The sequence below is a fragment of the Methylobacterium sp. 2A genome, assembly GCF_009806555.1.
GTDB lineage: Bacteria > Pseudomonadota > Alphaproteobacteria > Rhizobiales > Beijerinckiaceae > Methylobacterium.
The window spans coordinates 116,329-140,035 of the sequence record NZ_VUOK01000029.1 but is presented as its reverse complement, the minus strand read 5'-3'; the positions used below and the strand labels follow the sequence as shown (position 1 = coordinate 140,035).

Annotated in this window: 23 protein-coding genes; 13 read left to right on the top strand and 10 right to left on the bottom strand. The window is 70.9% G+C overall.

Going from position 1 to position 23,707, the window contains the following annotated elements; all coding sequences use genetic code 11:
* Positions 1-155: 155 nt before the first annotated feature.
* Entirely contained in the window at positions 156-1,778 is a 1,623-nt protein-coding gene (locus FVE89_RS15205; RefSeq protein WP_160534769.1) for an ABC-F family ATP-binding cassette domain-containing protein, read from the top strand.
* A gap of 84 nt (positions 1,779-1,862) precedes the next feature.
* Positions 1,863-2,342 (top strand): hypothetical protein, encoded by a 480-nt coding sequence (locus FVE89_RS15200; protein WP_160534768.1) that lies wholly within the window; start codon positions 1,863-1,865, stop codon positions 2,340-2,342.
* Positions 2,343-2,355: 13 nt separating this feature from the next.
* Here the strand turns inward: FVE89_RS15200 and mnmE are convergent, their stop codons facing one another.
* Positions 2,356-3,681, bottom strand: coding sequence for a tRNA uridine-5-carboxymethylaminomethyl(34) synthesis GTPase MnmE (mnmE, locus tag FVE89_RS15195; protein WP_160534767.1), 1,326 nt, complete (start codon positions 3,679-3,681; stop codon positions 2,356-2,358).
* Positions 3,682-3,820: 139 nt separating this feature from the next.
* Here mnmE and bla point away from each other — a divergent pair, with 139 nt between their 5' ends.
* From bla to panC, 4 genes are all read left to right on the top strand, one after another.
* Positions 3,821-4,702, top strand: a complete 882-nt coding sequence (gene bla / locus FVE89_RS15190; protein WP_160534766.1) for a class A beta-lactamase — start codon at positions 3,821-3,823, stop codon at positions 4,700-4,702.
* 17 nt (positions 4,703-4,719) lie between these two features.
* Complete coding sequence (locus FVE89_RS15185) at positions 4,720-5,226, top strand: YbaK/EbsC family protein (RefSeq protein WP_160534884.1); 507 nt, start codon at positions 4,720-4,722, stop codon at positions 5,224-5,226.
* Between the two features lie 82 nt (positions 5,227-5,308).
* Positions 5,309-5,638 (top strand): hypothetical protein, encoded by a 330-nt coding sequence (locus FVE89_RS15180; protein WP_246730788.1) that lies wholly within the window; start codon positions 5,309-5,311, stop codon positions 5,636-5,638.
* A gap of 59 nt (positions 5,639-5,697) precedes the next feature.
* A complete protein-coding gene (panC, locus tag FVE89_RS15175; RefSeq protein ID WP_160534764.1) occupies positions 5,698-6,546 on the top strand; it encodes a pantoate--beta-alanine ligase in 849 nt (282 codons plus the stop codon).
* Positions 6,547-6,691: 145 nt separating this feature from the next.
* Here the strand turns inward: panC and FVE89_RS15170 are convergent, their stop codons facing one another.
* Complete coding sequence (locus FVE89_RS15170; protein WP_160534763.1) at positions 6,692-7,099, bottom strand: response regulator; 408 nt, start codon at positions 7,097-7,099, stop codon at positions 6,692-6,694.
* A 200-nt stretch (positions 7,100-7,299) separates the two neighbouring features.
* Between FVE89_RS15170 and FVE89_RS15165 the strand changes: the two genes are divergently transcribed.
* Entirely contained in the window at positions 7,300-8,583 is a 1,284-nt protein-coding gene (locus FVE89_RS15165) for a porin (RefSeq protein ID WP_160534762.1), read from the top strand.
* Between the two features lie 135 nt (positions 8,584-8,718).
* Here the strand turns inward: FVE89_RS15165 and FVE89_RS15160 are convergent, their stop codons facing one another.
* The gene (locus tag FVE89_RS15160; RefSeq protein WP_160534761.1) at positions 8,719-10,161 is read right to left on the bottom strand and encodes an EAL domain-containing protein; all 1,443 of its coding nucleotides are present in this window, start codon (positions 10,159-10,161) and stop codon (positions 8,719-8,721) included.
* A gap of 287 nt (positions 10,162-10,448) precedes the next feature.
* On the opposite strand from FVE89_RS15160, the gene FVE89_RS15155 reads away from it, so the two are divergent.
* A complete protein-coding gene (locus FVE89_RS15155) occupies positions 10,449-11,321 on the top strand; it encodes a MipA/OmpV family protein (RefSeq protein WP_202130827.1) in 873 nt (290 codons plus the stop codon).
* 58 nt (positions 11,322-11,379) lie between these two features.
* On the top strand, positions 11,380-11,601 hold the full coding sequence (locus FVE89_RS15150) for a heavy-metal-associated domain-containing protein (protein ID WP_160534759.1): 222 nt from the start codon (positions 11,380-11,382) through the stop codon (positions 11,599-11,601).
* 151 nt (positions 11,602-11,752) lie between these two features.
* On the opposite strand, the gene FVE89_RS30545 is transcribed toward FVE89_RS15150, so the two are convergent.
* Positions 11,753-11,902, bottom strand: coding sequence for a hypothetical protein (locus FVE89_RS30545; protein ID WP_167627704.1), 150 nt, complete (start codon positions 11,900-11,902; stop codon positions 11,753-11,755).
* Between the two features lie 403 nt (positions 11,903-12,305).
* Here FVE89_RS30545 and mnmG point away from each other — a divergent pair, with 403 nt between their 5' ends.
* The 4 genes from mnmG (at position 12,306) to FVE89_RS15130 (ending at position 16,872) form a co-directional block, all read left to right on the top strand.
* On the top strand, positions 12,306-14,192 hold the full coding sequence (gene mnmG / locus FVE89_RS15145) for a tRNA uridine-5-carboxymethylaminomethyl(34) synthesis enzyme MnmG (RefSeq protein ID WP_160534758.1): 1,887 nt from the start codon (positions 12,306-12,308) through the stop codon (positions 14,190-14,192).
* Positions 14,193-14,424: 232 nt separating this feature from the next.
* Positions 14,425-15,063: a 16S rRNA (guanine(527)-N(7))-methyltransferase RsmG gene (rsmG, locus tag FVE89_RS15140; RefSeq protein ID WP_160534757.1), complete on the top strand. Its 639-nt coding sequence runs from the start codon at positions 14,425-14,427 to the stop codon at positions 15,061-15,063.
* Entirely contained in the window at positions 15,060-15,917 is an 858-nt protein-coding gene (locus FVE89_RS15135) for a ParA family protein (RefSeq protein ID WP_160534756.1), read from the top strand. The genes rsmG and FVE89_RS15135 overlap by 4 nt, the downstream gene beginning before the upstream one ends.
* A gap of 61 nt (positions 15,918-15,978) precedes the next feature.
* A complete protein-coding gene (locus FVE89_RS15130) occupies positions 15,979-16,872 on the top strand; it encodes a ParB/RepB/Spo0J family partition protein (protein WP_160534883.1) in 894 nt (297 codons plus the stop codon).
* A 69-nt stretch (positions 16,873-16,941) separates the two neighbouring features.
* Here FVE89_RS15130 and holA read toward each other — a convergent pair whose 3' ends face one another.
* The 6 genes from holA to FVE89_RS15100 form a co-directional block, all read right to left on the bottom strand.
* Positions 16,942-17,973 (bottom strand): DNA polymerase III subunit delta, encoded by a 1,032-nt coding sequence (holA, locus tag FVE89_RS15125; RefSeq protein WP_160534755.1) that lies wholly within the window; start codon positions 17,971-17,973, stop codon positions 16,942-16,944.
* Positions 17,974-17,979: 6 nt separating this feature from the next.
* On the bottom strand, positions 17,980-18,525 hold the full coding sequence (gene lptE, locus FVE89_RS15120; protein WP_160534754.1) for an LPS assembly lipoprotein LptE: 546 nt from the start codon (positions 18,523-18,525) through the stop codon (positions 17,980-17,982).
* 119 nt (positions 18,526-18,644) lie between these two features.
* Entirely contained in the window at positions 18,645-19,649 is a 1,005-nt protein-coding gene (locus tag FVE89_RS15115) for an AEC family transporter (RefSeq protein WP_160534753.1), read from the bottom strand.
* A gap of 118 nt (positions 19,650-19,767) precedes the next feature.
* Positions 19,768-21,984, bottom strand: a complete 2,217-nt coding sequence (locus FVE89_RS15110; protein WP_160534752.1) for a TonB-dependent siderophore receptor — start codon at positions 21,982-21,984, stop codon at positions 19,768-19,770.
* A gap of 236 nt (positions 21,985-22,220) precedes the next feature.
* A complete protein-coding gene (locus tag FVE89_RS15105) occupies positions 22,221-22,529 on the bottom strand; it encodes a hypothetical protein (RefSeq protein ID WP_342389722.1) in 309 nt (102 codons plus the stop codon).
* A gap of 134 nt (positions 22,530-22,663) precedes the next feature.
* Positions 22,664-23,563 carry a phosphatase PAP2 family protein gene (locus FVE89_RS15100; RefSeq protein WP_160534751.1) on the bottom strand — a complete coding sequence of 300 codons (900 nt, stop codon included), beginning with the start codon at positions 23,561-23,563 and terminating at the stop codon, positions 22,664-22,666.
* Positions 23,564-23,707 lie beyond the last annotated feature (144 nt).

Sequence of the window (23,707 nt, the reverse complement as noted above, 5' to 3'; positions counted from 1 at the left end):
TTGCCCTAGGCAACGGCCGAGCCTGGATCGGGGTCCCGGCATGTGCCCAGGCCTGCGCTGGATGCAAGCGTTATCCCGCATTGCGGCATCATCGCTTTGCGCCGCTCCGGCGGATGCCGTAAGCGCCCGGGAGATTTCCGGACAGCGCCCGCCCCATGATACGCCTGGACAAGATCACCAAGCAGAACGGGCGGCAGCTCGTCTTCATCGAGGCCTCGGCCGCGCTCCAGCGGGGCGAGAAGGTCGGGCTCGTCGGCCCGAACGGGGCCGGCAAGACCACCCTGTTCCGGATGATCATCGGCCAGGAGCAGCCCGACGAGGGGCAGGTCTCGGCCGACCGGGGCATCACGATCGGCTATTTCAGCCAGGATGTCGGCGAGATGTCCGGCCGCAGCGTCGTCACCGAGGTGATGGACGGCGCCGGCCCGGTGAGCGCGGTGGCGGCCGAGCTCGCCGAACTCGGCGCGGCCTTGGCCGACCCGGACCGGGCCGATGAGATGGACGCCCTGGTCGAGCGCTACGGCGAGGTCCAGGCCCGGTTCGAGGAGCTCGACGGCTACGCCCTGGAGGGCCGCGCCCGCGAGGTGCTCGACGGTCTGAGCTTCAGCCAGGCGATGATGGACGGCGATGTCGGCGCCCTCTCGGGGGGCTGGAAGATGCGCGTGGCGCTCGCCCGCATCCTGCTGATGCGCCCGGACGTGATGCTCCTCGACGAGCCCTCGAACCACCTCGACCTGGAGAGCCTGATCTGGCTCGAATCGTTCCTGAAGGCCTATGACGGCGCCCTGCTGATGACCTCGCACGACCGCGAGTTCATGAACCGCATCGTCACCAAGGTGATCGAGATCGACGGCGGCGCGCTCACCACCTATTCGGGCGATTACGCCTTCTACGAGGGCCAGCGGAAGCTGAACGAGGCGCAAGCCCAGGCGCAGTACGAGCGCCAGCAGGCGATGCTGGCGAAGGAAATCGCCTTCATCGAGCGGTTCAAGGCCCGGGCCTCCCACGCCGCGCAGGTGCAGAGCCGGGTGAAGAAGCTCGACAAGATCGAGCGCGTCGAGCCGCCCCGGCGGCGGCAATCGGTGGCGTTCGAGTTCCAGCCGGCGCCGCGCTCCGGTGACGACGTCGTGATGCTGAAAGGCGTGCACAAGCGCTACGGCAGCCGCACGATCTACGAGGGGCTCGACTTCTCGGTGCGGCGCAAGGAACGCTGGTGCGTGATGGGCATCAACGGCGCCGGCAAGTCGACGCTGCTGAAGCTCGTGACCGGCACCACGGAGCCCGACGACGGCTCGGTCACGGTCGGCGGCAGCGTCAAGCTCGGCTATTTCGCCCAGCACGCCATGGACCTGCTCGACGGCGACCGCACCGTGTTCGAGACCCTGGAGGATGCGTTTCCGCAGGCCGGCCAGGGCTCGCTGCGGGCGCTCGCCGGCTGCTTCGGCTTCTCGGGCGACGATGTCGAGAAGCGCTGCCGGGTGCTCTCGGGCGGCGAGAAGGCCCGGCTGGTCATGGCGCTGATGCTCTACGACCCGCCGAATTTTTTGGTGCTCGACGAGCCGACCAACCACCTCGACATGGGCACCAAGGAGATGCTGATCGCGGCGCTGGCCAATTACGAGGGCACGATGCTGTTCGTCTCGCACGACCGGCATTTCCTGGCCGCGCTCTCCAACCGGGTGCTGGAGGTGACGCCCGACGGCATCCACCAGTATGGCGGCGGCTACACCGAGTACGTGGCCCGCACCGGCCAGGAGGCGCCGGGCCTGCGGAGCTGACGGCCGACCCTGCGACGGCGGCTCCGCTTAACCCATCGGACAACCCGGGTTAGGCTCGCCCGAAACGGCTGGGTGCCAGACGCCGTGCGACGCCTGCTCAAATTCCTCCACACGATGGGCTCGGCCGGGCTAATTGGGGCGCTGGCCTCCCTGGTGGTCATGCTCGCGTTGACCCCGCACCCCTCCGCCCTGCCGGGCTACGCCGCCATGCGGGGCGCGATGGGTGCTGTGGCCACCTGGGTGTTCCTGCCCTCGCTCGCCGTGACGCTGATGTCGGGCCTGATCGCCATGGCGGTCAACCGGGCCTACATCAACGCTGGCTGGGCGTGGCTGAAGCTCGCGACCGGCGTGCTGATGTTCGAGGGCGGGCTGGTCTACGTGCAGGGGCCGATGAGGCAGGAGGCGGAGCAGAGTGCCCGGGCGCTGGCCGGCCGCCTCGATCCGGCGGCACTGGCGGTCTCCTTGCCCGGCGAGCGTGGAACGCTGTGGGTTCTCCTGGCGATTTCGGCCGCCAACGTCGCCCTCGGGATCTGGCGGCCGCGCCTCCTGCGGATCCCGGGCTAGGCCCGACGCTCGCTTATTTCCCAATACAGAAGCCGGCAAACAACCGATCGAGCACGTCCTCGACCCTGACATGGCCTGCGACCTCGCCGAGCGCCCGAACGGCGAGGCGAAGATCCTCGGCGACGAGTTCCGGCGGCCCGTCGGCCCCGGCGACCAGACGGTCCAGATGGGCGGTGCAGGCCTCCAGGGCGGAGCGGTGGCGCGCCCGGGTGATCAGCGCATCGCCCTGCCCCACACCAGCTTCAGCTTGCGCCTGGATGGCGTCGAGAAGGTCCTGCAGGCCCTGGCCGGTCCGGGACGAGACCCGCATGACGCCGTCCGATCGCGGCTCTTGAAAGCCGGCTAATAGATCGGCTTTGGTGTGCACCGTCAGGACTGGGACGGCGGCGTCGGCGAGGTCGGGTTCCTCGCCTCCCGGCGGCACCAGCGCCAGCACGAGATCGGCCGTCTCGATCCGCGCACGGGTCCGCCGGATCCCTTCGGCCTCCACGGCCTCGGCCGTCTCGCGCAGCCCCGCGGTATCGACCAGCAGAACCGGGAGGCCGCCGAGATCGAGCCGCACCTCGATCGCGTCCCGCGTCGTGCCGGGCGTATCCGCGACGATGGCGACCTCCCGCCGGCTCAAGGCGTTCAGCAGCGTCGATTTTCCAGCATTGGGCGCGCCCGCCAGAACAACGGTGAACCCGTCGCGCAGACGCTCGCCCCGGCGCCCATCGCGCAGGACGGTGGCGATCTGGTCGCGCAGGGCGGCGGCCCGGCCGAACAGGGCGGCGTCGAGCCCGGCCTCGTCCACGTCGCCCTCATCGGCGAAATCGAGGGCGGCTTCCGCGGCGGCGAGGCAATCGATCGCTTCCGCGCGCCAAGCCGCGACCTGTCGGCTGAGGGCGCCGTCGAGCTGGCGCAGGGCCTGCCGCCGCTGGCCCTCCGTCTCGGCGTCGATCAGGTCGGCGACCGCCTCGGCCTCGGCGAGATCCATCCGGCCATTGAGCACCGCCCGCCGTGTGAACGCACCGGGACCGGCCGCGCGGCATCCCGGCATCCGGGAGAGGACGGTGAGAACGCCCATGCGCACCGCCGGCCCGCCATGGAGGTGCAGTTCCGCCATGTCCTCGCCGCTATAGGTGTTCGGCCCCGGAAGCCACGCGACGAGCGCCCGGTCGAGCTCGGCCCCGTCGGCCGGGTCCCGGAGCACCCGCAGGGAGAGCCGGCGCGGGGACGGCAGGGCGCCGCACAGGGCGATGAGGACATCGCGGGCGGCCGGTCCGCTGAGGCGGATGACCGCGACGGCCGCCCGACCGAAGCCGCTGGCGGGGGCGAAGAGGGTTTCGGTCTCGGTCATGGCTGCAGCGTCGCGCAAGCTTCGCCTTCTTCGGGCCGCGGGAGGTGTTTCACGTGAAACAGCCCGAGCCCTATACCCCATCCGGCGGCCGGGCCGATCCCGCTCGACGCAGAACCGTCGAGCCCCGATGGAGGCCAGGATGCACCCCACGCGCCGCACGCTCTGCCGCAGCCTGCTCGCCGCACCGCTGATCCTGTCGATGCGGCGCGCGACGGCCGCGGCCGACCCCGACATCACGGCGATCGAGCGGCGCATCGGCGGCCGGATCGGCGTCGCGGCCGGCTCGGCGGACCGCATCCTGCTCCACCACCGGGCGGATGAGCGCTTTCCGATGTGCAGCACCTTCAAGGTCCTGGAAGCGGCGGCGGTGCTGGCGCGGGTCGATGCTGGGTCCGAGACCCTCGACGCGATGGTGTCGTACGGGGCAGGCGACCTCCTGAGCTATGCCCCCGTAACCCGGAAGGCCCTGGCGGCGAGCGGCGGCACCGGACGGCTCTCCGTGGCCGAACTCTGCGCCGCCGCGCTCGTCTGGAGCGACAACACGGCGGCCAACCTGCTCCTCGCACGTATCGGCGGACCGGCTGGCCTGACCGCGTGGCTGCGGGGCATCGGCGATCCCGTCACCCGGCTCGACCGCGATGAGCCGACCCTGAACAGCGCCCTCCCCGGCGACCCGCGCGACACCACCACCCCGGAAGCGATGCGTAGGACGCTCGGCCGGATTCTGCTCGGCTCCCTCCTGGCGCCGCCGTCGCGGGACCGGCTGGAGGCCTGGATGGCCGGGAGCCAGACCGGCCTCAAGCGGCTCCGGGCCGGCCTGCCCCGGGACTGGACCATCGGCGACAAGACCGGCAGCGGCGACAACGGCACGGTCAACGACGTGGCGATCCTGCAGCCGCCGGGGCGTGCGCCCGTCACGGTGGCGGTGTACATCACCGGCTCCACCCTGCCCGCCGCCGCGGTCGAATCGGCGCATGCCGAAATCGGCCGGCTCGTCGCCGCGCGGATCGCCGCCGCGTGAACCGTCCTGCGAACGTCATGGCCAAATCAGCCCCGAAGACCACCCGGGCGACCCAGGCCCTCGATAGAGCCGGCCTCCGCTACAGCCTCCACGCCTACGATTACGATCCCGATGCCCCGCGCATCGGCCTCCAGGCCGCGGAGGCGCTGGGCGTGCCGCCCGGCCGCGTGCTGAAGACCCTGATGGCGGCGGTCGACGGGCGCACGGTGTGCCTGCTGGTCGCGTCCGACCGGGAGGTTTCGATGAAGCGCGTGGCGGCCGCCTTCTCGGGCAAGGCCGCCGCGATGCTCAAGCCCGCCGATGCCGAGCGGCTGACCGGCTACCATGTCGGCGGCATCAGTCCGCTCGGGCAGAAGCGGCCGTTTCCGACGGCGATCGATGCCGGTTCCCTCGGCGACCCGGGCGCCGAGATTCACATCAACGGCGGCGGACGGGGCCTGCAGATCCGCCTGACCGAGGGGGATCTGGTTGCGGTGCTGAAGGCGCTGGTCGTGCCGCTGGCCGGGGAGCCGAGGGAGGGTTAAGCGCCCGTTTACCCTGTTCCGCCACGGTGCCGAGCTGTCTCGGAACGGGTGCGGCATGCGGATGATGGGGCGCAGAGAGACGATGGCGCTCGGATTCGCCCTGCTGCTCGCCGGCCCCGGCGCGGCTGCGGATCTCGACGTGCGGGGTCCCTACGCGCCGCCGCCGAGCGCCCGGCTCCGCTTCTTCCCGCGCAGCGACGGCGTCGACCGCCCGCCGGTCTACGCGTTTCGGACCCGCCCGGTGCCGGTCGGCTGCACGCCGCGGCGGGCGCCTGTGCCCACCGACGCGCCGGACGACCCGAGCTATGTCGGCTCCGAATACGGTCTGGCGCATCCGAGCTATTACGGCTTCACGCCGCCGCTCGGCGTGGACGATCCGTTCGGTCGCTCCCTGTTGCCCTACTGTCCCTGATTCCCCTCCCCCGCATCATGCTCTAGACGGGCGGTCCCGCCCCTCCGGAGCCCCGTGCCGTGCCCGATTCGGTCCCCCAGCGCTTCAGCGATCCCGTGGCCCTGCGCCAATGCGTGGCCGCCTGGCGGGAAGCGGGCGAGCGGATCGTCCTGGTGCCCACCATGGGCGCCCTCCACCGGGGGCATCTCGCCCTTGTGGCGGAGGCCCGGCGGCTCGGCGACCGCGCGGTGGTCAGCATCTTCGTGAACCCCACCCAGTTCGGCCCCAACGAGGACTTTTCGCGGTACCCGCGGGATCTCGAAGCCGATCTGACCCTCCTGGGCGAGGCGGAGGCCGACGCCGCCTGGACCCCCACGGTCGAGACCATGTACCCGCCGGGCTTCGCCACGCGGATCGAGGTTGGGGGCCTGTCGGAGGGTCTCTGCGGGCCGTTCCGGCCCGGTCACTTCGCCGGGGTCGCCACGGTGGTGACCAAGCTCCTGAATCAGGTCCGGCCCGACATCGCCCTGTTCGGCGAGAAGGATTTCCAGCAGCTCCGGGTGATCCAGCAGGCGGTGGCCGACCTCGACATCGGGGTCGAGATCCGCGGCGTCCCGACCCTGCGCGAGCCCGACGGCCTCGCCCTGTCGTCGCGCAACCGCTACCTGTCGCCCGAGGAGCGCGCCATCGCCCCGAAGCTGCACGCGGTGCTCTCCGAGATCGCCCTCGCCTCCCGCAACGGCACGGGCGTCGCCGGACGGATCGCCGCCGGCCGCGCCGCCCTGGAGGCGGCGGGCTTCCGGGTCCAGTATCTCACAATCTGCGATGCCCGCACCCTGGCGCCGGTCGAGCGCGTCGACGGCCCGGCCCGGGTTCTCGCAGCCGCCTTCCTGGGCCGGACGCGGCTGATCGACAACCTCGCGGTCTGAGGCACCTCATCCCGTCATGGTTTCGAAAGGTCGTGACCTTTCGCGGGTCCAGGGCGGAGCCCTGGTCATCATCTCAGGGCTCTGCCCCGAGACCCCGCCAAAGGGATGATCCCTTTGGAATCCTCCGGGTCTTGCGGATCGGCCATCAAGGGCTCCCGGGCTGCTCGGCCTCCCCCGTCCCGGCCGCGTCGAAGAGCTTCCGGAGCACACGCAGCACCTCGAACGGCTCGAACGGCTTCTCCAGCCGGCGCACGCGGGCGAAGCGGGTGGGCAGGGACGATCGGTCGTAGCCGGTGGTGAACAGGAACGGGATGCCCCGGGCAATGAGCCGATCCGCGACGGGGTAGACCATCTCGCCGGCCAGGTTCACGTCCAGAACTGCCGCCTCCGGCGGGGTGCCGCCGTCCAGAAGGGCGAGGGCCGCCCCGACCGAAGAGGCCGGGCCGAGCACGGTGACGCCGGCCTTCCGCAGGGCCTCCTCCAGCTCCTGGGCGATGAAGTACTCGTCCTCCACCGTCAGGACGCGGCGGTCGGAGAGGGCACCGTCGGGCATCTTCGTGACTCTGCGTCGGCCGCCGGTCTGCGCCGACGCCCGGATCGTGCCGGGAAAGCGTCACTCTTCCATCACGTAGATTGGTATCGCCGGCCGGCGCGGCGATGCCCGTGGCCGTCAAGCCACCACCCCGGAATATCGCCCGCCGCCTTACCCTGTGGTGTTGGCGTCCCGGTCCCGACCTGCTCTCTGCTCGCAGCGTGATCAGAGTACGCCCGGCCCCTGCCTTCCTGGCCGCTACCCTCGCCGTCGCGTCGCCCGCCCGGGCCGGCGACGCCATCGAGGGCATGGCGGGACCCTACGGCGAGCGCCTGCGCTACGACGAGAAGGGCTTGAGCCTCACCTTCCCCGAGTCGGACATCACCCTTCAGATCGGCGGCCGGCTCCACCTCGATGGGGCTGGCGCGCGCTTCAGCCGGCCCGAGGGGCCGGAAGCCTTCCCCGACACTTTCGCGGTGCGCCGCTCCTGGATCGAGCCGACGCTCACGATCGGCCGGGACTGGGTGATCGCCTTCCAGTACGATTTCAGCGATCCGGTGCTGCCGATCAACGACGCGTTCGTGGCCTGGAAGGGGCTGCCTGACACGATCGTGACGCTCGGCAACATGAAGGTGCCGCTGAGCCTTGAATGGCTGCAGAGCAACAACAACACGCTGTTCGTCGAGCGCTCCCTGGCCAACGCCTTCGTGCCGGACCGCCGGTTCGGCTTCGCCATCGGCCGCCACGGCCAGGCCTGGACCGCCGTGGCCGGCGTCTTCGGCAACGCGGCCAGCAACGGCATCACGGGGAACGGGATCGCGGCTGCGGGGCGGGCGACCTGGGCGCCGATCCTGGAGGAGCGCGAGACCCTGCATGTCGGGCTCGCCGGGATCTATCGCAGCCGCTCCCGGAATGACGGCGATTTCAGCTTCTCCACCACCCCGGAGGCTGCCCTGTTCACCCGCTCCTTCGTGGAGACCGGAGACCTGCCCGACGTCGCGAGCGTGTCGCGGATCGGCACCGAGTTCGCCTACCGCAACGGCCCGTTCCTGGTGCAGGCCGAGTACATCCGCGCGCAGATCGAGCGTTTCGGCGGCCCCGGGGGGGCCGCCCCGGGTCTCGGCTTTCAGGGCGGCTACGTGGAGGCGGCGTGGGTCCTCAACGGGGAGGGGCGCGGCTACGCGCTCACGCCGAAAGGAGGCACCACCTACGCGACCTTCAAGGGCGTCACCGTACCCGAGGGGCAGCGGGTCTCCCGGGGCGGGATCGGCGTGTTCGAATTGGCCGCGCGCTACAGCACCATCGACCTCGACGCCCGGGGCTTCCGCGGCGGCCTCGAACGGGACGTGACGCTCGGCCTGAGCTGGTACCCGGAGCCCAATCTCCGCCTGATCGCCAACTACATCCACGGCCGCGTGCGGCCGGGCGAGACCCAGGTCGACACGGTCGGGCGTGCGCCGTTCTCGGTCGATACCGTGGTCGGGCGCCTGCAGATCTACTGGTGAGGTCCGGGTTCCCAAAGGGCGAGCCCTTTGGCGGGGTTCGGGGGCGGAGCCCCTGAGACGTTCACCAGGGCTCCGCCCTGGACCCGCGAAAGGTCTCGACCTTTCGAAACCACGACCTTGCGATGGGGAATGCGCTCAGACGGCCCGGCGCAGGACCGAGCGGAACGGGCGGCGCTCGGGGCCCGGCTCGGTGGGGGGCTCCGGGGTCTCGGGCGGTGCGGTCAGGACCTCGGCCCGCACCGGGCGCGGCGCCGCGAAGGCCGCGCCCTGCGCGAAGGGCACGTCGAGGTCGATCAGGTCGGGGATATCGGCCTCGTCGGCGACGCCCGTGGCGACGAGGCGGATCCCGACCCGCGCCAGGGCCGGCCCCGTATCCTCGACCGCGATGTCCGACAGGCTGCCCCCCGCCTGCGGCCGCAGCAGCATCGCGGCCGGCACCCGGACCTGCCCGATGCCGAGGGCGGCGAGTTCCACCGCGTCGAAGCGCAGGTCGTCCGGCCGGTCGAGGCTGAAGCCGATCCGGCCCCGCAGCGGCATCAGCAGGCCGCGCTGGCCGGCATCGAGGCCCCGCCAGCTCGCCTGCGGCAGGGCGATCACCAGCCCGGCCAGGGACGGATCCTCCGCCACCGTTCGGCCGAGCTCGCGCAGCAGGCCGGGCTCGAACAGCGAGAGCGGCGAGAGGCTGTAGGTCAGCAGGGTGCCGCTGCCGCGGCGGGCGAGGTGCCGCACCACCAGGGAGGCCCGCTGCAGCATGCGGCGGTCGAGCTCGGTGGTGCGTCCGTAGCGCTCCAGCACCGGCAGGAACGTCTCCGGCTCGACCGGGGCCGCGGGGCTCGAACCACCGATCCGCAGCCGCGCCAGAGCCTCGTAGGCCACGACCTTGCGCTGGGGCAGGCTGACCACCGGCTGCAGGTGGATCTCCAGCCCGTCCCCCTCGAAGGCCCGGATGATCTCGGCCTCGCTCGCCGGGTCCCGCACGGGCCGGGGCGGGATCGGACGCGTCTGAACCGGCCGCGGCGGGATCGGCCGCGGCGGGATCGGCGCGGATGCCGGCGGTTCGGGCGCCGGCGGCTCCTGGACACGCCGCTGGAAAGCCGGAGGCGGAACGGCCGCCTGGATCGGTGCAGCCGCGATCGGCTCCGGTGGAACCGGTGCGGGCTGGAACGGCGCGGGCGGGGCCGGCACGGGCCGGGCCTTGAGGCTCGCGACCTCGGCGTCCTGCGTGCTCACCACCGTGGTGAGGTCGCGCACGATGCCCGAGAGGAGGCCGAACTCGACGGTCAGTTCCTCGATCTGGGCCCGCAGCGCCGCCTCGCCGGACTCGGGGGGAGGCTTGGCGGCGGCAGTCTCGACCTTGAGCAGGCGCCGGGACAGGAGATCGACTTCGCCCGACAGTTTCTCGCAGCGTGCCGTCAGGGTCTTGATGCGGGCGAGGGCGAGGCCGGACCCCGCGGCCGCAACGGCGCCGAGCGTCAGGGCACTCCAGAGCGGCAGGAACACGGCGAGCGGCCCGAACACGACGAGCCCGAGAAGGGAAGCCGTCAACAGCCCCGCGTACCGGCCGAGGACCGGGACCATCGTCTGAACACCTGCCGGATTCGCGCGCCGGTCGCCGGGGGAGGTCCCGGGCGAAGCCCCGCCGGGCGCGAATCGAATCCGTCGATCAATGGCCCGGAGGGGCGGGCGCGGCAAGACCGTGGGCGGGCGCCCATCGATCGGGCCCCTGTTAATTCCGTGCGGTGTGACGCCCGCGCCCGCTGGAACGTTGCGGAATCGTCACGGCCCGCCCGATTGCGTGACGAGCCGGGATGGGTTGTGCGCGTTGCAAATGCGCGGGTCAGCAAAAGGCGCCATAAAGCGTGGCCATGAGCTTCGTATCTCCGCGTAATCCCCGACTTTGCACCGTTCTCGGCGCCGGCGCGCTCCTGGCCGTCTGCGGCACCACCGCGTCCCGCGCGGCCGATCTCGCCGCTGATCTCCCGCGGCAGGCGCCGGCCTTCACCATGGTCGATCCCAGCACGTGGATCGTGACGCTGAGCGGCTCGATCCAGGCGATCCCGCGCTACCCCGGGGCGGCCGACTACACGGCGGTGTTCTATCCCTCGGTCGACATCCGCAAGGTCGGCGAGCCGCGCCGCTTCTCGACGCCGGATGACGGCTTCAGCTTCGCGCTCTTCGACAACGGGACCTTCCGGATCGGCCCGACCGGGCGGATCGTGCCCGGACGCTATTACGGCGACGACCGGCGGCACCTGTTCGGCTTCCGCGACGCGCGCGTCGCGGTCGAGCCCGGGGTGTTCGCGGAGTTCTACCCCGTCTCGTTCATCCGCACCCGCGTGGAAGCCCGGCAGGGCGTCTACGGGCATCACGGCACGGTGGGCTCCGTGGCGGCCGACTACCTGATCCCGGTGGACAAGTTCCTGCTCTCGATCGGGCCGCGCTTCAACATCGGCGATGCCAGCTACGCCCGGAAGTACTTTGGCGTGTCGCCGATCGAGGCCGCGCTCAACGGCCGCGTCACCCCGTACGATCCGGCGAGCTTCTACTCCGCGGGCGTGCTCGGCGGCATCACCTACACGCAGAGCGAGACTTGGTCCTACACGGCCTATGCCGGTTACACCCGCATCCTGGGCGCCTCGGGCGACAGTCCCCTGGTGCGCCGGCCCTTCGGCAATCCCAACCAGTACCAGTTCGGCCTGCGGATCGACTACGCGTTCCGGATGCCGGCCCTGTTCTGAGCTTGCGCGGACCGCACCGGGCCCCGACATTCGGTCGATCCAGTTTACGGAGGCTCGAATGGATGCGACGCGTGCGGACCTGCTGATGCGGGTCGAAGGCATGACCTGCGACGGCTGCGCCGCCGCGGTGATCCGTACGGTCAAGCGCCTCGATCCCGGGGCCGAGGTCCAGGTGGACCGGGCAGCGGGACGGGTGGCGATCCGCACCGACGCGCAGGCGCTGGCGGTTGCCGATGCCCTCACCAAGGCCGGCTATACGGCCACGGCCATGACGGGCTGAGGCAAGGTTTCGAAAGGTCGCGACCTTTCGCGGGTCCAGGGCAGAGCCCTGGTGCTGCCGGGCGAAACCCGGGTCTCAGGGGCTCTGCCCCCTGAACCCCTGCCAAAGGGCTGAGCCCTTTGGAAACCCGGGATCGCGGGGCGATCAGCCACTAGGAGCGGGTCAGGTACATCCCGGTCAGCAGCAGGGCGAAGGCCGCGAGGCCGAACAGGCCTTCCTTGCGGTGGGTGGTGTCGAGGAAATGGGCGGCGGCGCCGGCCGCGCAACAGGCGGCTCCGAGACCGATCGTGAGCGAGGACATCGATGTCTCCCCCACCGCGCGTCGCCGGGGCGACGCTGCGAAGCGAGGTCGCCCGGGTGCCTGCCGGGCACCGGTGCCCGGCCAGGAATCGGGGACAGGACAGGTTTGCACGGGCGGAATTCGCTGGCAAGTGGTATTCATCAGGTCTTCATAGTCTGGCGAAAAGTAAAGCAGCGCTGTCTGTTCTATGCGCACGTTGAACGTATAGAAAATACGGTATTCAACGTCCGACCCGGCACACCCAGCGGTTGAGCCGCCATGGCCCGCGCCGGCGCGCCCCGTTGACCGCCCGGCCCGGCCGCCTTTAGACCGGTGGGCAACCCGCCCGGCCTGCAGCGTCCCTCAGGGATCCGACCCGGCGACAATTCCGCCGATCCGGCCCGCAGATCCTGTTCGAGACCCGATGCCCATCCCCTCCCCCGACCGGTTCGACGTCGCGGTCGTCGGCGGCGGCCATGCCGGCGTCGAGGCGGCCGCCGCCGCGGCGCGTTGCGGCGCGCGCACCGCCCTGGTCACCCATGATCCCGCCACGATCGGCGCCATGTCGTGCAACCCGGCGATCGGCGGCCTCGGCAAGGGCCACCTCGTGCGGGAGGTCGATGCCCTGGACGGGCTGATGGGCCGGGTCGCGGATGCCGCCGGCATCCAGTTCCGCCTGCTCAACCGGCGCAAGGGGCCGGCCGTGCGCGGACCCCGGACCCAGGCCGACCGGAAGCTCTACGCCGCCGCCATGCAGGCGGCCATCGCCGAGACCCCGGGCCTGACCGTGCTGGCGGGTGCCTGCGAGGATCTGATCCTCGATGCGGAGGGCCGGATCCGGGGCCTCGTCCTGGCGGATGGGCGCAGCCTCGCCTGCGGCGCGGTGGTGCTGACCACCGGCACCTTCCTGCGCGGGCTGATCCATATCGGCGAGCGCCAGATCCCGGCCGGCCGGGTCGGCGAGGCGCCGGCCGTTGGACTGGCCCGGACCCTCGACCGGTTGGGCCTGCGCCTCGGCCGCCTGAAGACCGGCACCCCCCCGCGCCTCGACGGCCGGACCATCGACTGGGCCGGGCTGGAGATGCAGGAGGCCGATGCCGATCCGGTGCCGTTCTCGACCCTCACCGAGCGTATCACCAACCCGCAGATCCGCTGCGGCATCACCCGGACCACCCAGGCGGTCCACGACCTGATCCGCGCCAACCTGCACCGCTCGCCGATGTATTCCGGCGGCATCGCCAGCCGCGGCCCGCGCTACTGCCCGTCGGTCGAGGACAAGGTGGTGCGCTTCGGCGACCGCGAAGGTCACCAGATTTTCCTGGAGCCCGAGGGGCTGGACGACCCGACGATCTACCCGAACGGCATCTCGACGGCTCTGCCGGAGGCGGTGCAGCACGACCTCGTCCGGCTGATTCCCGGGCTGGAGCGGGTCGAGATCCTGCGGCCGGGCTACGCCATCGAGTACGATTACGTCGATCCCCGGGAACTCGACACGGGCCTTCAGGTGAAACGCTGTCCCGGCCTGTTCCTGGCGGGGCAGATCAACGGCACCACCGGCTACGAGGAGGCGGCCGGCCAGGGGCTGGTGGCCGGACTGAACGCCGCGCGCCAAGCGGGCGGTCTTGGGACCGCGACCTTCGACCGGGCCGAATCCTATCTCGGCGTCATGATCGACGACCTCGTGACCCACGGGGTCAGCGAGCCCTATCGGATGTTCACCTCGCGCTCGGAATACCGGCTGTCCCTGCGGGTCGACAATGCCGATGCGCGGTTGACGCCGCGGGGGATCGCTTTGGGCTGTGTCGGCTCGGCGCGGGCGAGCCATTTTGCGGCATCCCAGCAGGCGCTCGACGCGGCCCGCACGCGGCTGGACGCGCTCGCGCTGACGCCGAGCCAGGCTGCCGGCCACGGGATCAGCCTGAACCACGACGGCATCCGGCGGACGGCCTTCCAGCTGCTCGCCTATCCGGAGATCGCATGGCGTGACCTTGCGGCGATCTGGCCGGACCTCGCGGCCGTTCCGGCGCCGGTTGCCGACCGTCTGAAGACCGACGCGACCTACGCGGTCTATCTCGACCGGCAGAATGCCGACATCGCGGCCTTCCGCCGGGATGAGGCGGTGCGGCTGCCGGCGGGCCTGGACTACGCGGCGATCAGCGGCCTCTCCAACGAGATGCGCACGAAGCTCGAGACCGTTCGGCCCGGCACCCTCGGGCAAGCGGCGCGCATCGAGGGCGTGACGCCCGCGGCCCTGACGCTGCTGGCTGCCCATGCCCGGCGCGGGGACCGCATCGCGGCTTCCGGCCTATGATGCGGTGGTGCGGAATGGGGATGCCGGCTGGCGACCGGGGCGACGACCTGATTTCCCAGCTACCCCCTCATCCTGAGGGGCCGGAGCGCAGCGGAGGCCTCGAAGGAGGGCTCCAGGCATCGCGGAGGCTTCCGGAGCCCTCCTTCGAGGCGGCTTCGCCGCATCTCAGGATGAGGTGGAGGATGGGATGGATGGGGGCGGAGTTCGCCTCCGCCTGCCTCCAGGCTCACCGATGACCGATCCGGACCGCGCGCGCGTCCTCAAGGCCGCGAATGTTTCACGTGAAACAGCCGAGCGCCTGGACCTCTACGTCGCCCAGCTTCGCCGCTGGCAGCCGATCAAGAACCTCGTCGGCCCCGCCACGCTCACCGAGGTCTGGAGCCGCCACATCGACGACGCGCTCCAGCTCCTCGACCTCGCTCCGGAAGCGAAAACCTGGCTCGACCTCGGCTCCGGCGCCGGCATTCCGGGGCTGATCCTCGCCATCGCGGGGGCCGAGCGCGGTATCCGGGTCGATCTCGTGGAGAGCAACGCGCGCAAATGCGCCTTCCTCACCGAGACGGCCCGGCTCACCGGCGCCCCGGCCCGAATCCGCAACGCACGGATCGAGTCGGTGATCGGCGACTATGTCGGAACCGCCGAGATCGTCTGCGCCCGGGCCCTCGCGCCCCTGCCTCAACTCCTCGCCTGGACGGAACCATTGTTGAAAACGGGCACCACCGGACTGTTTCCGAAGGGCCGGGATGCGCATGCTGAATTGACCCAGGCTGCCGCGCAGTGGACAGTCGTTAACGACCTCGTGCCGAGCCGGACCGATTCCGATGCCCGGATCGTGCGCGTCACCGCCCTCGCCGCCCCGAGTCACCGATGAGCGAAGCCATCCTCGGCGAGCCCGCCGACCGGTCCATGGAGTCTTCCGTGCGTCGCCCCGTCCGCGTCCTGGCCCTCGCCAACCAGAAGGGCGGCGTCGGCAAGACCACGACGGCGATCAACCTCGGCACCGCCCTGGCGGCGATCGGCGAGGACGTGCTGGTGATCGATCTCGATCCCCAGGGCAACGCCTCGACGGGTCTGGGCATCGACCGGGCGAACCGGCGGGTCTCGACCTACGAGGTGATGGCGGGCGAAGCCTCGCTCGCCCAGGCGGTGATCCCCACGGCGGTGCCGCGGCTGTCGATCGCGCCCTCCACCATGGATCTCCTCGGGCTGGAGCTGGAGCTCGCCACCCTGCCCGACCGGGCGCATCGCTTGCGCGGCACGCTGAAGAGCCTGACCCAGGCGCCGAGCCTGAGCCGGATCAGCTACGTGCTGATCGACTGCCCGCCCTCGCTCAACCTCCTGACCATCAACGCCCTGGCGGCGGCCGATGCCGTGCTGGTGCCGCTGCAATGCGAGTTCTTCGCCCTGGAGGGTCTGAGCCAATTGTTGCGGACGGTCGAGCAGGTGCGCGGCGCCCTCAACCCGAAATTGACGATCCAGGGCATCGTGCTGACGATGTTCGATCCGCGCAACAACCTCTCCGCCCAGGTGGTGGCGGATGTGCGCGGCTTCATGGGCGACAAGGTCTACGAGACCGTGATCCCGCGCAACGTGCGGATCTCCGAGGCGCCCTCGCACGGCAAGCCGGCCCTGCTGTACGACCTGAAATGCGCCGGCAGTCAGGCCTATCTGCGCCTCGCCTCGGAGGTGATCCAGCGCGAGGGCCGGGTTCCGGCGGCGGCCTGAGGGCGCGTAGAGAGACCCCCGAAAAACGGGGTGCGTGTGGAGCGTGAGACGGGTGGCAAGCATGGCGGAGGAGGGGGCAAGACCCCGGCTGGGGCGCGGTCTCGCCGCGCTGATCGGCGATTTCGGCGATGCCGCGCCGGCGCCCGAGAAGGTCGAGGGGCAGCGCAAGGTCGCCATCGAGTTCCTGCGGCCCAACCCGCGCAACCCGCGGCGCAGCTTCGGTGAGGTCGAACTCGCGGAGCTGGCGACCTCGATCACCCAGCGCGGCCTGATCCAGCCGATCGTGGTCCGGCCGATCGGCGACGTGCCGGGCACGTTCGAGATCGTGGCCGGCGAGCGGCGCTGGCGGGCGGCCCAGCGGGCCGGGCTCGACGAGGTGCCGGTGGTGGTGGTCGAGATCGACGACCGCGCCTCGCTGGAATTCGCCATCCTGGAGAACGTCCAGCGCAGCGACCTGAACCCGATCGAGGAGGCTTCGGGCTACGAGCGCCTGATGCAGGACTTTTCCTACACGCAGCGCGATCTGGCCGAGATCCTGGGCAAGAGCCGCAGCCACTTGGCCAACACCCTGCGCCTGCTCAACCTGCCGCCCGCCGTGCAGGACCGCTTGGCCGCGGGCGAGCTGACCGCCGGCCATGCCCGCGCCCTGCTGTCGGTGAAGGACCCGGAGGGTCTCGCTCGTCGGGTCGTGGCCGAGGGCCTGTCGGTGCGGCAGGTGGAGGCCCTGGCGTCGGCCGAGGCCGAGCCCGCCGAGACCCCCCGCCCCGGCCGCCCGCGCCTCTCGGCCGAACGCTCCGCGCCGGTGCGCGACCTGGAACTGCGGATCCGGCGGGCGCTGGGCGTCGAGGTGTCGTACCGTCCGAAGGACGAGACCTCGGGCGAGATCCGGATCCGCTACGAGACCCAAGACGAGCTGCAGGGGCTGCTCAACCGGTTCAAGGTCTCGGACGGCTGATCGGAATCAGGGTTTCCAAAGGGCGAGCCCTTTGGCGGGGGGGCGGGGTGGAGCCCCGACATCGCGGTGCTACCGCCGCCGCCGCGCGCCCGCCTCCGCGACCCGCAGCAGCGCCGCGGAGGCCAGGGCGTGGGCGAGCTCCGGCTCGGCCCGCCGGCAGGCCAGGATGGCCGCCTGCAGGGCCGCCACGGCCTGACGCAGGGTGCCGGGCGCCCAGGCGCCGAGCTGCCCCTCCAGGCTCGCCTTGCGCTTGAAATGCAGCCCCCGCCACGTCGCCACCATCATGGCGGGCGTCTTGTCGGGATTGTCGAGCCGGGTCGTCAGCAGCGTCAGGGCGTGCCGCAGGGCCGAGCCCAGCACCACGCCGGGATCCAGACCCTCGTGCCGGAACCGCCGGTAATCGCGCTCCACGGCCTCCCGGCGCCCGTCGAAGGCGGCGTCGATCAGGGTGTTGAGCACGCTCGCCGCCACGTCGCTGGTGACGGCCTCGACGTGATCGAGCGTCACGGTCCCCTCCCCGGCCGCGTAGAGGGCGAGCTTCTCGATCTCCATCAGGCTCGCCCGCCGGTCGCCGCCGAGGCTGCGGGCCAGGACCTCCCGGGCCGCGCGATCGATCCGCAGGCCGCGCTCCTGCAGGGTCCGGTCGATCAGGTCGGCGAGCGTGCGCTCGTCGTCCGCGTAGCAGGGAATCGCCAGCGCCCGGGGTGAGCGCTCGCACAGGGTGCGCAGGGGGTTGTTCTTGGCGAGGTCGCCCGCCTCCACGACGATCCGGGCCTCGGCCACCGGCGCCCCCAGCACCGCTTCGACCGCCGGCGCGTAATTGCGGCTCCCGGGGCGGACCCAGATCGACCGGCGGCCGCCGAACAGGCCCATCGTGCCGGCCTCGTCGCAGAGGCGGCCGGGATCGGAGGCCAGGGCGTCGCCGTCGATCCGGACCAGCGCGAAGGGATCGGCCGGGTCGGGCACGAAATCCTCGGCGAGCTTGCGGGCGCGCTCGGTCACGAGGCCGGTATCGGGGCCGTAGACGAGAATCACCGGGATGCGCGGGTCGGGCCCGCGCCGGATCAGCCCCTCGATCTCACCGGCCTTGACGGCGACCACGTCGGCTCACGGCTTCGTCGACAGCACGGCGGCCAGCCGGCTCTTGATCTGATCGGACAGCACGCCGGCGAGCCGGATCTCGGCGTCCCGCGCCGCCCGCTGGCTGGCGAAGCGCTGGACCGAGCGGTCGTAGGTCGCGGTCGAGGTCGCCACACCCTCGGTGTAGACCTTGCTGCCCGCCATGTCCTCCAGGCTGTACGTGATGTTGGCCACCAGGGTGCCGGCCTCGGCGCGGCCGGTGGTCGAGGATACGATCGGGGTCTGCACGATCTCGGAACCCGAGAGCTTCAACCGGTAGCGCTTGGTCGCGGGCTGGCCCGACCCGTCGAGGTCGAACACCAGTTCGCTGCGCAGGTAATGGCCGAGCCGCTCCTGCCCTTGAGCCATCGCGACGTCGTCGACCTGCACGGAGGCGAGCAGCGCCTGGACCGATTCGCCCGAGGCGGTCGGCCCGTAGAGCGGACGGAAGCAGGCCGACAGGCTCAAGCCCAGGCTGGCCACGCAGGCGAGGCGTGCGATCCGCCCCGCAACCGATACGCCCGAACTCGCCATCACGCCTTCGTTCCGCCCCGCTGTGCCGGATCGTTCTAGCGCGGACAGGGGTGTCCGCGCCATCAAGCTACGCGGCGGGTGTTACGATTCCTCTGCGGCGAGAGCGTGGTCGTCGGGTTTCAGAGTGTCGCCAGGTAGCCGGAGACGGTGACCACCGCCAGCACGGTCGAGACCAGCACCACGGTGGCGGTCAGGTCCGCTTCGCGCCGGTAGAATTCCGCCAGCATGAACGGCCCGGTGCCGGTGGGCAGCGCCGCCATCAGCACGGCGGTGTGCAGCAGGAGGGGCGGGAGACCGAACACGTACCGGCCGAGCCCGTAGGCGAGCAGCGGATGGGCGGCGAGCTTCAGCCCGACCAGCAGAGCCGCGACCCGCCTATGCGCATCCTTGTCCTGTCCGCCCCGGCTCCGGCGCTTCTGGGCCAGGAACAGGCCGAGCGCCACCAGCGCACAGGGCGAGGCCGCGCCGCCGAGGAGTTTCAGGAACGTCTCCACGGGCGCCGGTACGGCGAGGCCGAGGCTCGGCACCAGGGCGCCCAGCGCCGGCGCCACCAGCAGCGGGTTGCGGATGAGGGACCGGCCGACCGCCAGCCAGATCGGCACGCGCGGGCTCGCCTCCCTGTCCCCCTGTCCGCCCCCCTGCCCGCCCCCCTGCCCGCCCGCCGGAACCGCCCGGCGCAGCCCGGTCTCGATCAGCACGATCGCCACCGCGAACACCGCGCAGACCGTGAGGATCACCGCCACCGTGGTGGGGGCGAGCGCCTCCGGCCCGAAGGCGACCAGCGCCAGGGGGAAGCCCATGAAGCCGGTATTGGCGTAACCCGCATTGAGCCCGTCCAGGGCGGCATCCGCCAGGGGACGCCCGGCCCCGCGCTGGATCAGGACGGTGAACGCGAAGACCGCGAGGCTGCTCAACCCGAAGGCGCCGATGAAGCCGGGCTTCCAGAGGGCGGCCCAATGGGCATGGGCGGTGACGTCGAACAGCAGCGCCGGCAGGGCCAGGAAGACCACGAACCGGTTCAGCTCCGTCGTAGCGGCGGCGCCGAGCACGCCGATCCGCCGGGCGAGCCACCCGGCGAAGACGAGTGCGAAGATCGGCAGCACGACCAGGAGGGTCGACAGCATGGCGGGTCCGGATCGGAGGACAAGCCTCCGGCTCTAGGACGAAGTGCGTGCCGATCTCCAGTGCCGGGGGCGGGAACCTGCCATGCCGGCATCACCGTGGCGCCTGCTCCCGAGCCCTCTACCAGCGGTAGATCAAGCTGCCGATCACCGTGGCCGGGGCGCCCCGGTAGCAGTAGCCGGCCTGGCAGGTCGTGTAGGTCCGATCGAAGATGTTGTACGCGTTGATCTGCGCCCGGAAGCCGGTGTACTTCGGATCGAGAGCCGCAAAATCGTAGGCGACCAGGGCATCGAACAGCGTGACGGTCGGGTTGCGCGCCGTGTTCTCGTCGTCGGCGAAGCTTGTGCCGTTGTAGCGGATGCCGCCCCCGATCTGGACACCGCGGAGCGGCGAACCGAGGGGGAACTGGTAGGTCCCGAAGGCCGAAACGGTCGTGCCGGGAATGCCCGAGAGCGTGTTGCCGTCGATCGGCGCGCCCGTCAGCAGCGAGGTCTGCCGCAGGTAGCGGAAGTTCAACTGCGTGATGGCGACGGTCAGGTTCGTGCCGGGTGCGAAGTTGGCGGTCAGCTCGGCCTCGAAGCCCTTGGACTCGACCGCACCCGTGGCCACCGCATTGGCGAGGCTGGTCGGATCCTGCCTCAGGATCGACGACTGCACGATATCGAAGCCGGCAAACGAGCCGGTGATGTTGGTGTCGGGGATCGCGACCTTCACGCCGGCTTCGATCTGGTCGCCCGTGGCCGGCCTGAAGGTGCGCCCCCGCGCATCGGCGCCGAGCTGCGGCGAGAAGGTCGTCGCATAGCTCGCGTACGGCACGAAGGCCGGTGACAACAGGTAGTTCAGGCCCAGCCGATAGGTGAAGGCTGCGTCGGTCTGGTGCTGCGGCGCGCCGGGCACGAAAGCGCTGTCGCTCGACGTAGCCTGATTGACCCAGTCGTGCCGGCCGGTCAGCGTCAGGACGAGCCGGTCCCACTTCGCCTGCTCCTGCAGGTAGAGGCCGACCTGATCCTGTCCCTGCGTGCTGCCCGAGTTCAGCACCGGCCGCGGGATGAAGGTCCGATATCCGAAGCGTGAAAAGTTCGTGACGCCGGCGAGATCGAGATCGGGGACATTGAAATCGAACCCGTAGCGGCGGGTCCAGTCATAATGCAGATAGTCCAGGCCGCCGATGAGCGTATGAGTGATCGGCCCGGTCCGGAAGCGGCCCTCCAGCTGGTTGTCGAGGGCGACCGATTGCAGGGTCTCGCGGAAGAAACCCGCGACGCGCTGCGCAGACAGACCGGTGATCCCGGTAATCTCCGTATAGGGAAAATCGCCCCCGACGCCCTGGTAGCGGAAGTTCTGGCGGAACGTGAGGTCCGGCGTGAACCGGTGTTCGAAGGCGTAGCCGATCCGATACTGTTCCTGCTTGAACGTGTTGAAGCCGGCATCGCCCTGGTAGAGCCGCGTCACCACGAAGCCCGGCGCATTGTAGAAGGCGGCCGTGCCCGGCAGGCGCGTCTGCTGATACTCCGTCAGGATCGTCAGCGTCGTGTCCGCCGCGGGCTTCCAGGTGAAGGCCGGCGCGACGGTGACGCGATCGTCGGTGGCCCCGGGCAGGAAGGTGTCGGATTGGCGCACGACGCCGGTGAGGCGGTAGGCCATGGTGCCGTCCGAGCCCGCGACGGGGGCGCCGATATCGAAGTTGCCCTGGTAGCGGTCGAAATTGCCGCCCTGGAACCAGACCTCGCCGAAGGGCGCGAAGACCGGCCGCTTGCTGGTCACGTCGACGATGCCGCCGGGCGAGCCCAGCCCGTAGAGGCTCGAGGCCGGCCCGCGCAGGATGGTCAGCGCCTCGGTGCCGTAAGGCTCGATGCGCGGCACCGTGAGGCCGACGGCGGATTGGCGCAGGCCATCGCGGAAGACGCCGTCATAGGTCTCGGAGAAGCCGCGGATGTAGAAGGCATCGTTGCGCGGGTCGAAGCCGAACACGTTGGTCGACAATCCCGGCGTGTAGGCGAGAGCCTCGTTGACGCTCTGGACGTTGCGGTCATTGAGCTGCTCCCGTGTGACCACCGAGACCGATTGCGGGGTCTCGATCAGCGGCGTGTTGGTCTTGGTCGCGGCCGGGCTGACGCGGGCGGTATAGCCGGTCACGCCGGAGGGGCCGCCGCCGCCACCGCTCATGACCGCGCTGTTGCCGTCGCCGCCGCTGACATTCGCGCTCAGCGGGGCCGTCGGCCGGACGGTCTCCACGGTCAGTTCGTTGAGATGCACGTTCGGCTCCTGCGCGAGGGCAGGGCCGGCCAGGGCCGTGGAGGCGAGAAACAGACTGTATCGTACGCGACGCATCGACATGAGAGAGTTCCGGACGCGCCGTCCCGCGGCGCAGTCCGCTCCCATCCCGTCGTCACGGACCAGAGATCAAGTCGAAAACGTGTTTCTTTTCACACACTTGGAACACTTCAAAATCTGGCGCGCCGGGCGCTGATCCGACCGATCCCGGCCCCTCATCAACCGTCAATAAGACCGCGAGGAGGTGCCTGCCTCGGCCTGAGCAAATCGCCTCTACCGGCGGTAGATCAGGGTGCCGATCACGGTCGCCTCTGGACGTTGCGGTCGTTGAGTTGCCCGCGGGTGACGACCGGGACCGATTGCGGGGCCTCGATCAGCGGCGTGTCGGTCTTGGTCGCGGTCGGGCTGAGGCGGGCGACGTAGCCGGTGACGCCGGACGGCCCGCCCCCGCCGCTGGTGGCCGCCGTGCCGCCATCACCGCCGCTCACGTTGGCGCCGCCCCGCCCCGCAGCGGAAATCTCGTTGCGCTGAACGCTCCGGTCCTGGGCATGGGTGGGACCCGCGAGGGCCGGGGCGGCGAGGAGCAGCGCGAGGGGGGCGGTACGCATGGACATCGAGAACCCTGGTTTCGTGCCTTGGGGGTGGCACTTGGCTCACGATGGTTCGATCACGTATTGTTGATCCATGAAAATGCGCTTGTCGATCAAATACTTAGAAGGCATAAAACTGGGACGGTTCGAGCCTAGAACTCCAGCGGCGGCTCGCGCAAAGCCTCGTTCTCCCGGGTGCAGACGGCCTGATCGGGGGGCGTTCCGGCGTCCGCCATGGCGGCACGAAGTTCGGTCCGGGCCTTCTCCAGATCGGCTCGGAAGGTCGGATCGCCCATCAGCGCGGCGAAGACCGACGTGCCGGTGAGGCGCCCCGCCACCACGTCGCTGAGCCAATGCACGCCGCACACGACGCGGCTCTCACCGTAGGCCCGCCCGCGCACCAGGATCGCGGTCGCCTTCTCGGGCACCAGGGCGGCCAGGATCAGCGCGTAGGCCCAGCCCTGGGTGGCGTGGCCCGAGGGATAGCTGAAGCTGTCGGCGAGCTTCTGGGTCCGCTGCACGCAGATCGGCGCCTCGTTGCCCACGAAGGGGCGCAGGCGCCGGTAATGCACCTTCGGACCCCGGGTGGCATGGGCGAGGTCGAGGCGGGCACGCTCCAGCAGGTTGATCACCGCCGGAACCCGGGCCTGATCGATCCGGGTCCCGAGCACGCAGGCGAAGTTCTCCAGCACCGCGGCCGCGCCCTCCGCCACGTCGTTGGCGGCGATCTCCCAGCGGGGGCTGCCCTTGAGGGCGCGGGTGTTGGCGAAGGCCGCCCGGTCGGCCTTGTCGAGGGGCGCATCGTGGGCCGGGGGCGGCGGCAGGATCTGGACCGCGTCCGGCAGCGCCGCGTCGGCGAGATAGGGCTTCACGGCCGGCTTGCCGGGCTTGAGCGTGTCGGCGCCGAGGGAGGGCGGGGCCGAGGGGATCGACGAAGGGGCGGGCGACGGGGCGGGGCCGGGCGCCTCTTCGGCAAGGGCCGGGATGGCGGATGCCAGCAGAAGGACGAGGACCGCCGAAGCGAAGGGGGGCCGGAGCGGGAGGCGCATCATCGGATCCGGGGCTCTATCGGATGCTTCCGCGGGGTGCTCCCGCTCTGCCGGACGAACGGTTCAGCCGGCCCCATCAGTCCGTGCACAGGCGAAGGATCGTGTCCAGGGGCGCTCGACCCGGGCCGGACGCGGCGATTGACCAAA

Bases quoted from the DNA above. Each gene is read 5' to 3' on its own strand.
- mnmE (WP_160534767.1), bottom strand. From the start codon at position 3,681: ATGACCGAGACCGAAACCCTCTTCGCCCCCGCCAGCGGCTTCGGTCGG.
- mnmG (WP_160534758.1), top strand. From the start codon at position 12,306: ATGCCCATCCCCTCCCCCGACCGGTTCGACGTCGCGGTCGTCGGCGGC.
- FVE89_RS15205 (WP_160534769.1), top strand. From the start codon at position 156: ATGATACGCCTGGACAAGATCACCAAGCAGAACGGGCGGCAGCTCGTC.
- FVE89_RS15130 (WP_160534883.1), top strand. From the start codon at position 15,979: ATGGCGGAGGAGGGGGCAAGACCCCGGCTGGGGCGCGGTCTCGCCGCG.
- FVE89_RS15115 (WP_160534753.1), bottom strand. From the start codon at position 19,649: ATGCTGTCGACCCTCCTGGTCGTGCTGCCGATCTTCGCACTCGTCTTC.
- FVE89_RS15105 (WP_342389722.1), bottom strand. From the start codon at position 22,529: ATGCGTACCGCCCCCCTCGCGCTGCTCCTCGCCGCCCCGGCCCTCGCG.
- FVE89_RS15185 (WP_160534884.1), top strand. From the start codon at position 4,720: ATGGCCAAATCAGCCCCGAAGACCACCCGGGCGACCCAGGCCCTCGAT.
- bla (WP_160534766.1), top strand. From the start codon at position 3,821: ATGCACCCCACGCGCCGCACGCTCTGCCGCAGCCTGCTCGCCGCACCG.
- FVE89_RS15135 (WP_160534756.1), top strand. From the start codon at position 15,060: ATGAGCGAAGCCATCCTCGGCGAGCCCGCCGACCGGTCCATGGAGTCT.
- FVE89_RS15155 (WP_202130827.1), top strand. From the start codon at position 10,449: ATGAGCTTCGTATCTCCGCGTAATCCCCGACTTTGCACCGTTCTCGGC.
- rsmG (WP_160534757.1), top strand. From the start codon at position 14,425: ATGACCGATCCGGACCGCGCGCGCGTCCTCAAGGCCGCGAATGTTTCA.
- FVE89_RS15150 (WP_160534759.1), top strand. From the start codon at position 11,380: ATGGATGCGACGCGTGCGGACCTGCTGATGCGGGTCGAAGGCATGACC.
- FVE89_RS15160 (WP_160534761.1), bottom strand. From the start codon at position 10,161: ATGGTCCCGGTCCTCGGCCGGTACGCGGGGCTGTTGACGGCTTCCCTT.
- FVE89_RS30545 (WP_167627704.1), bottom strand. From the start codon at position 11,902: ATGTCCTCGCTCACGATCGGTCTCGGAGCCGCCTGTTGCGCGGCCGGC.
- FVE89_RS15180 (WP_246730788.1), top strand. From the start codon at position 5,309: ATGGCGCTCGGATTCGCCCTGCTGCTCGCCGGCCCCGGCGCGGCTGCG.
- FVE89_RS15100 (WP_160534751.1), bottom strand. From the start codon at position 23,563: ATGATGCGCCTCCCGCTCCGGCCCCCCTTCGCTTCGGCGGTCCTCGTC.
- FVE89_RS15110 (WP_160534752.1), bottom strand. From the start codon at position 21,984: ATGTCGATGCGTCGCGTACGATACAGTCTGTTTCTCGCCTCCACGGCC.
- lptE (WP_160534754.1), bottom strand. From the start codon at position 18,525: ATGGCGAGTTCGGGCGTATCGGTTGCGGGGCGGATCGCACGCCTCGCC.
- FVE89_RS15170 (WP_160534763.1), bottom strand. From the start codon at position 7,099: ATGCCCGACGGTGCCCTCTCCGACCGCCGCGTCCTGACGGTGGAGGAC.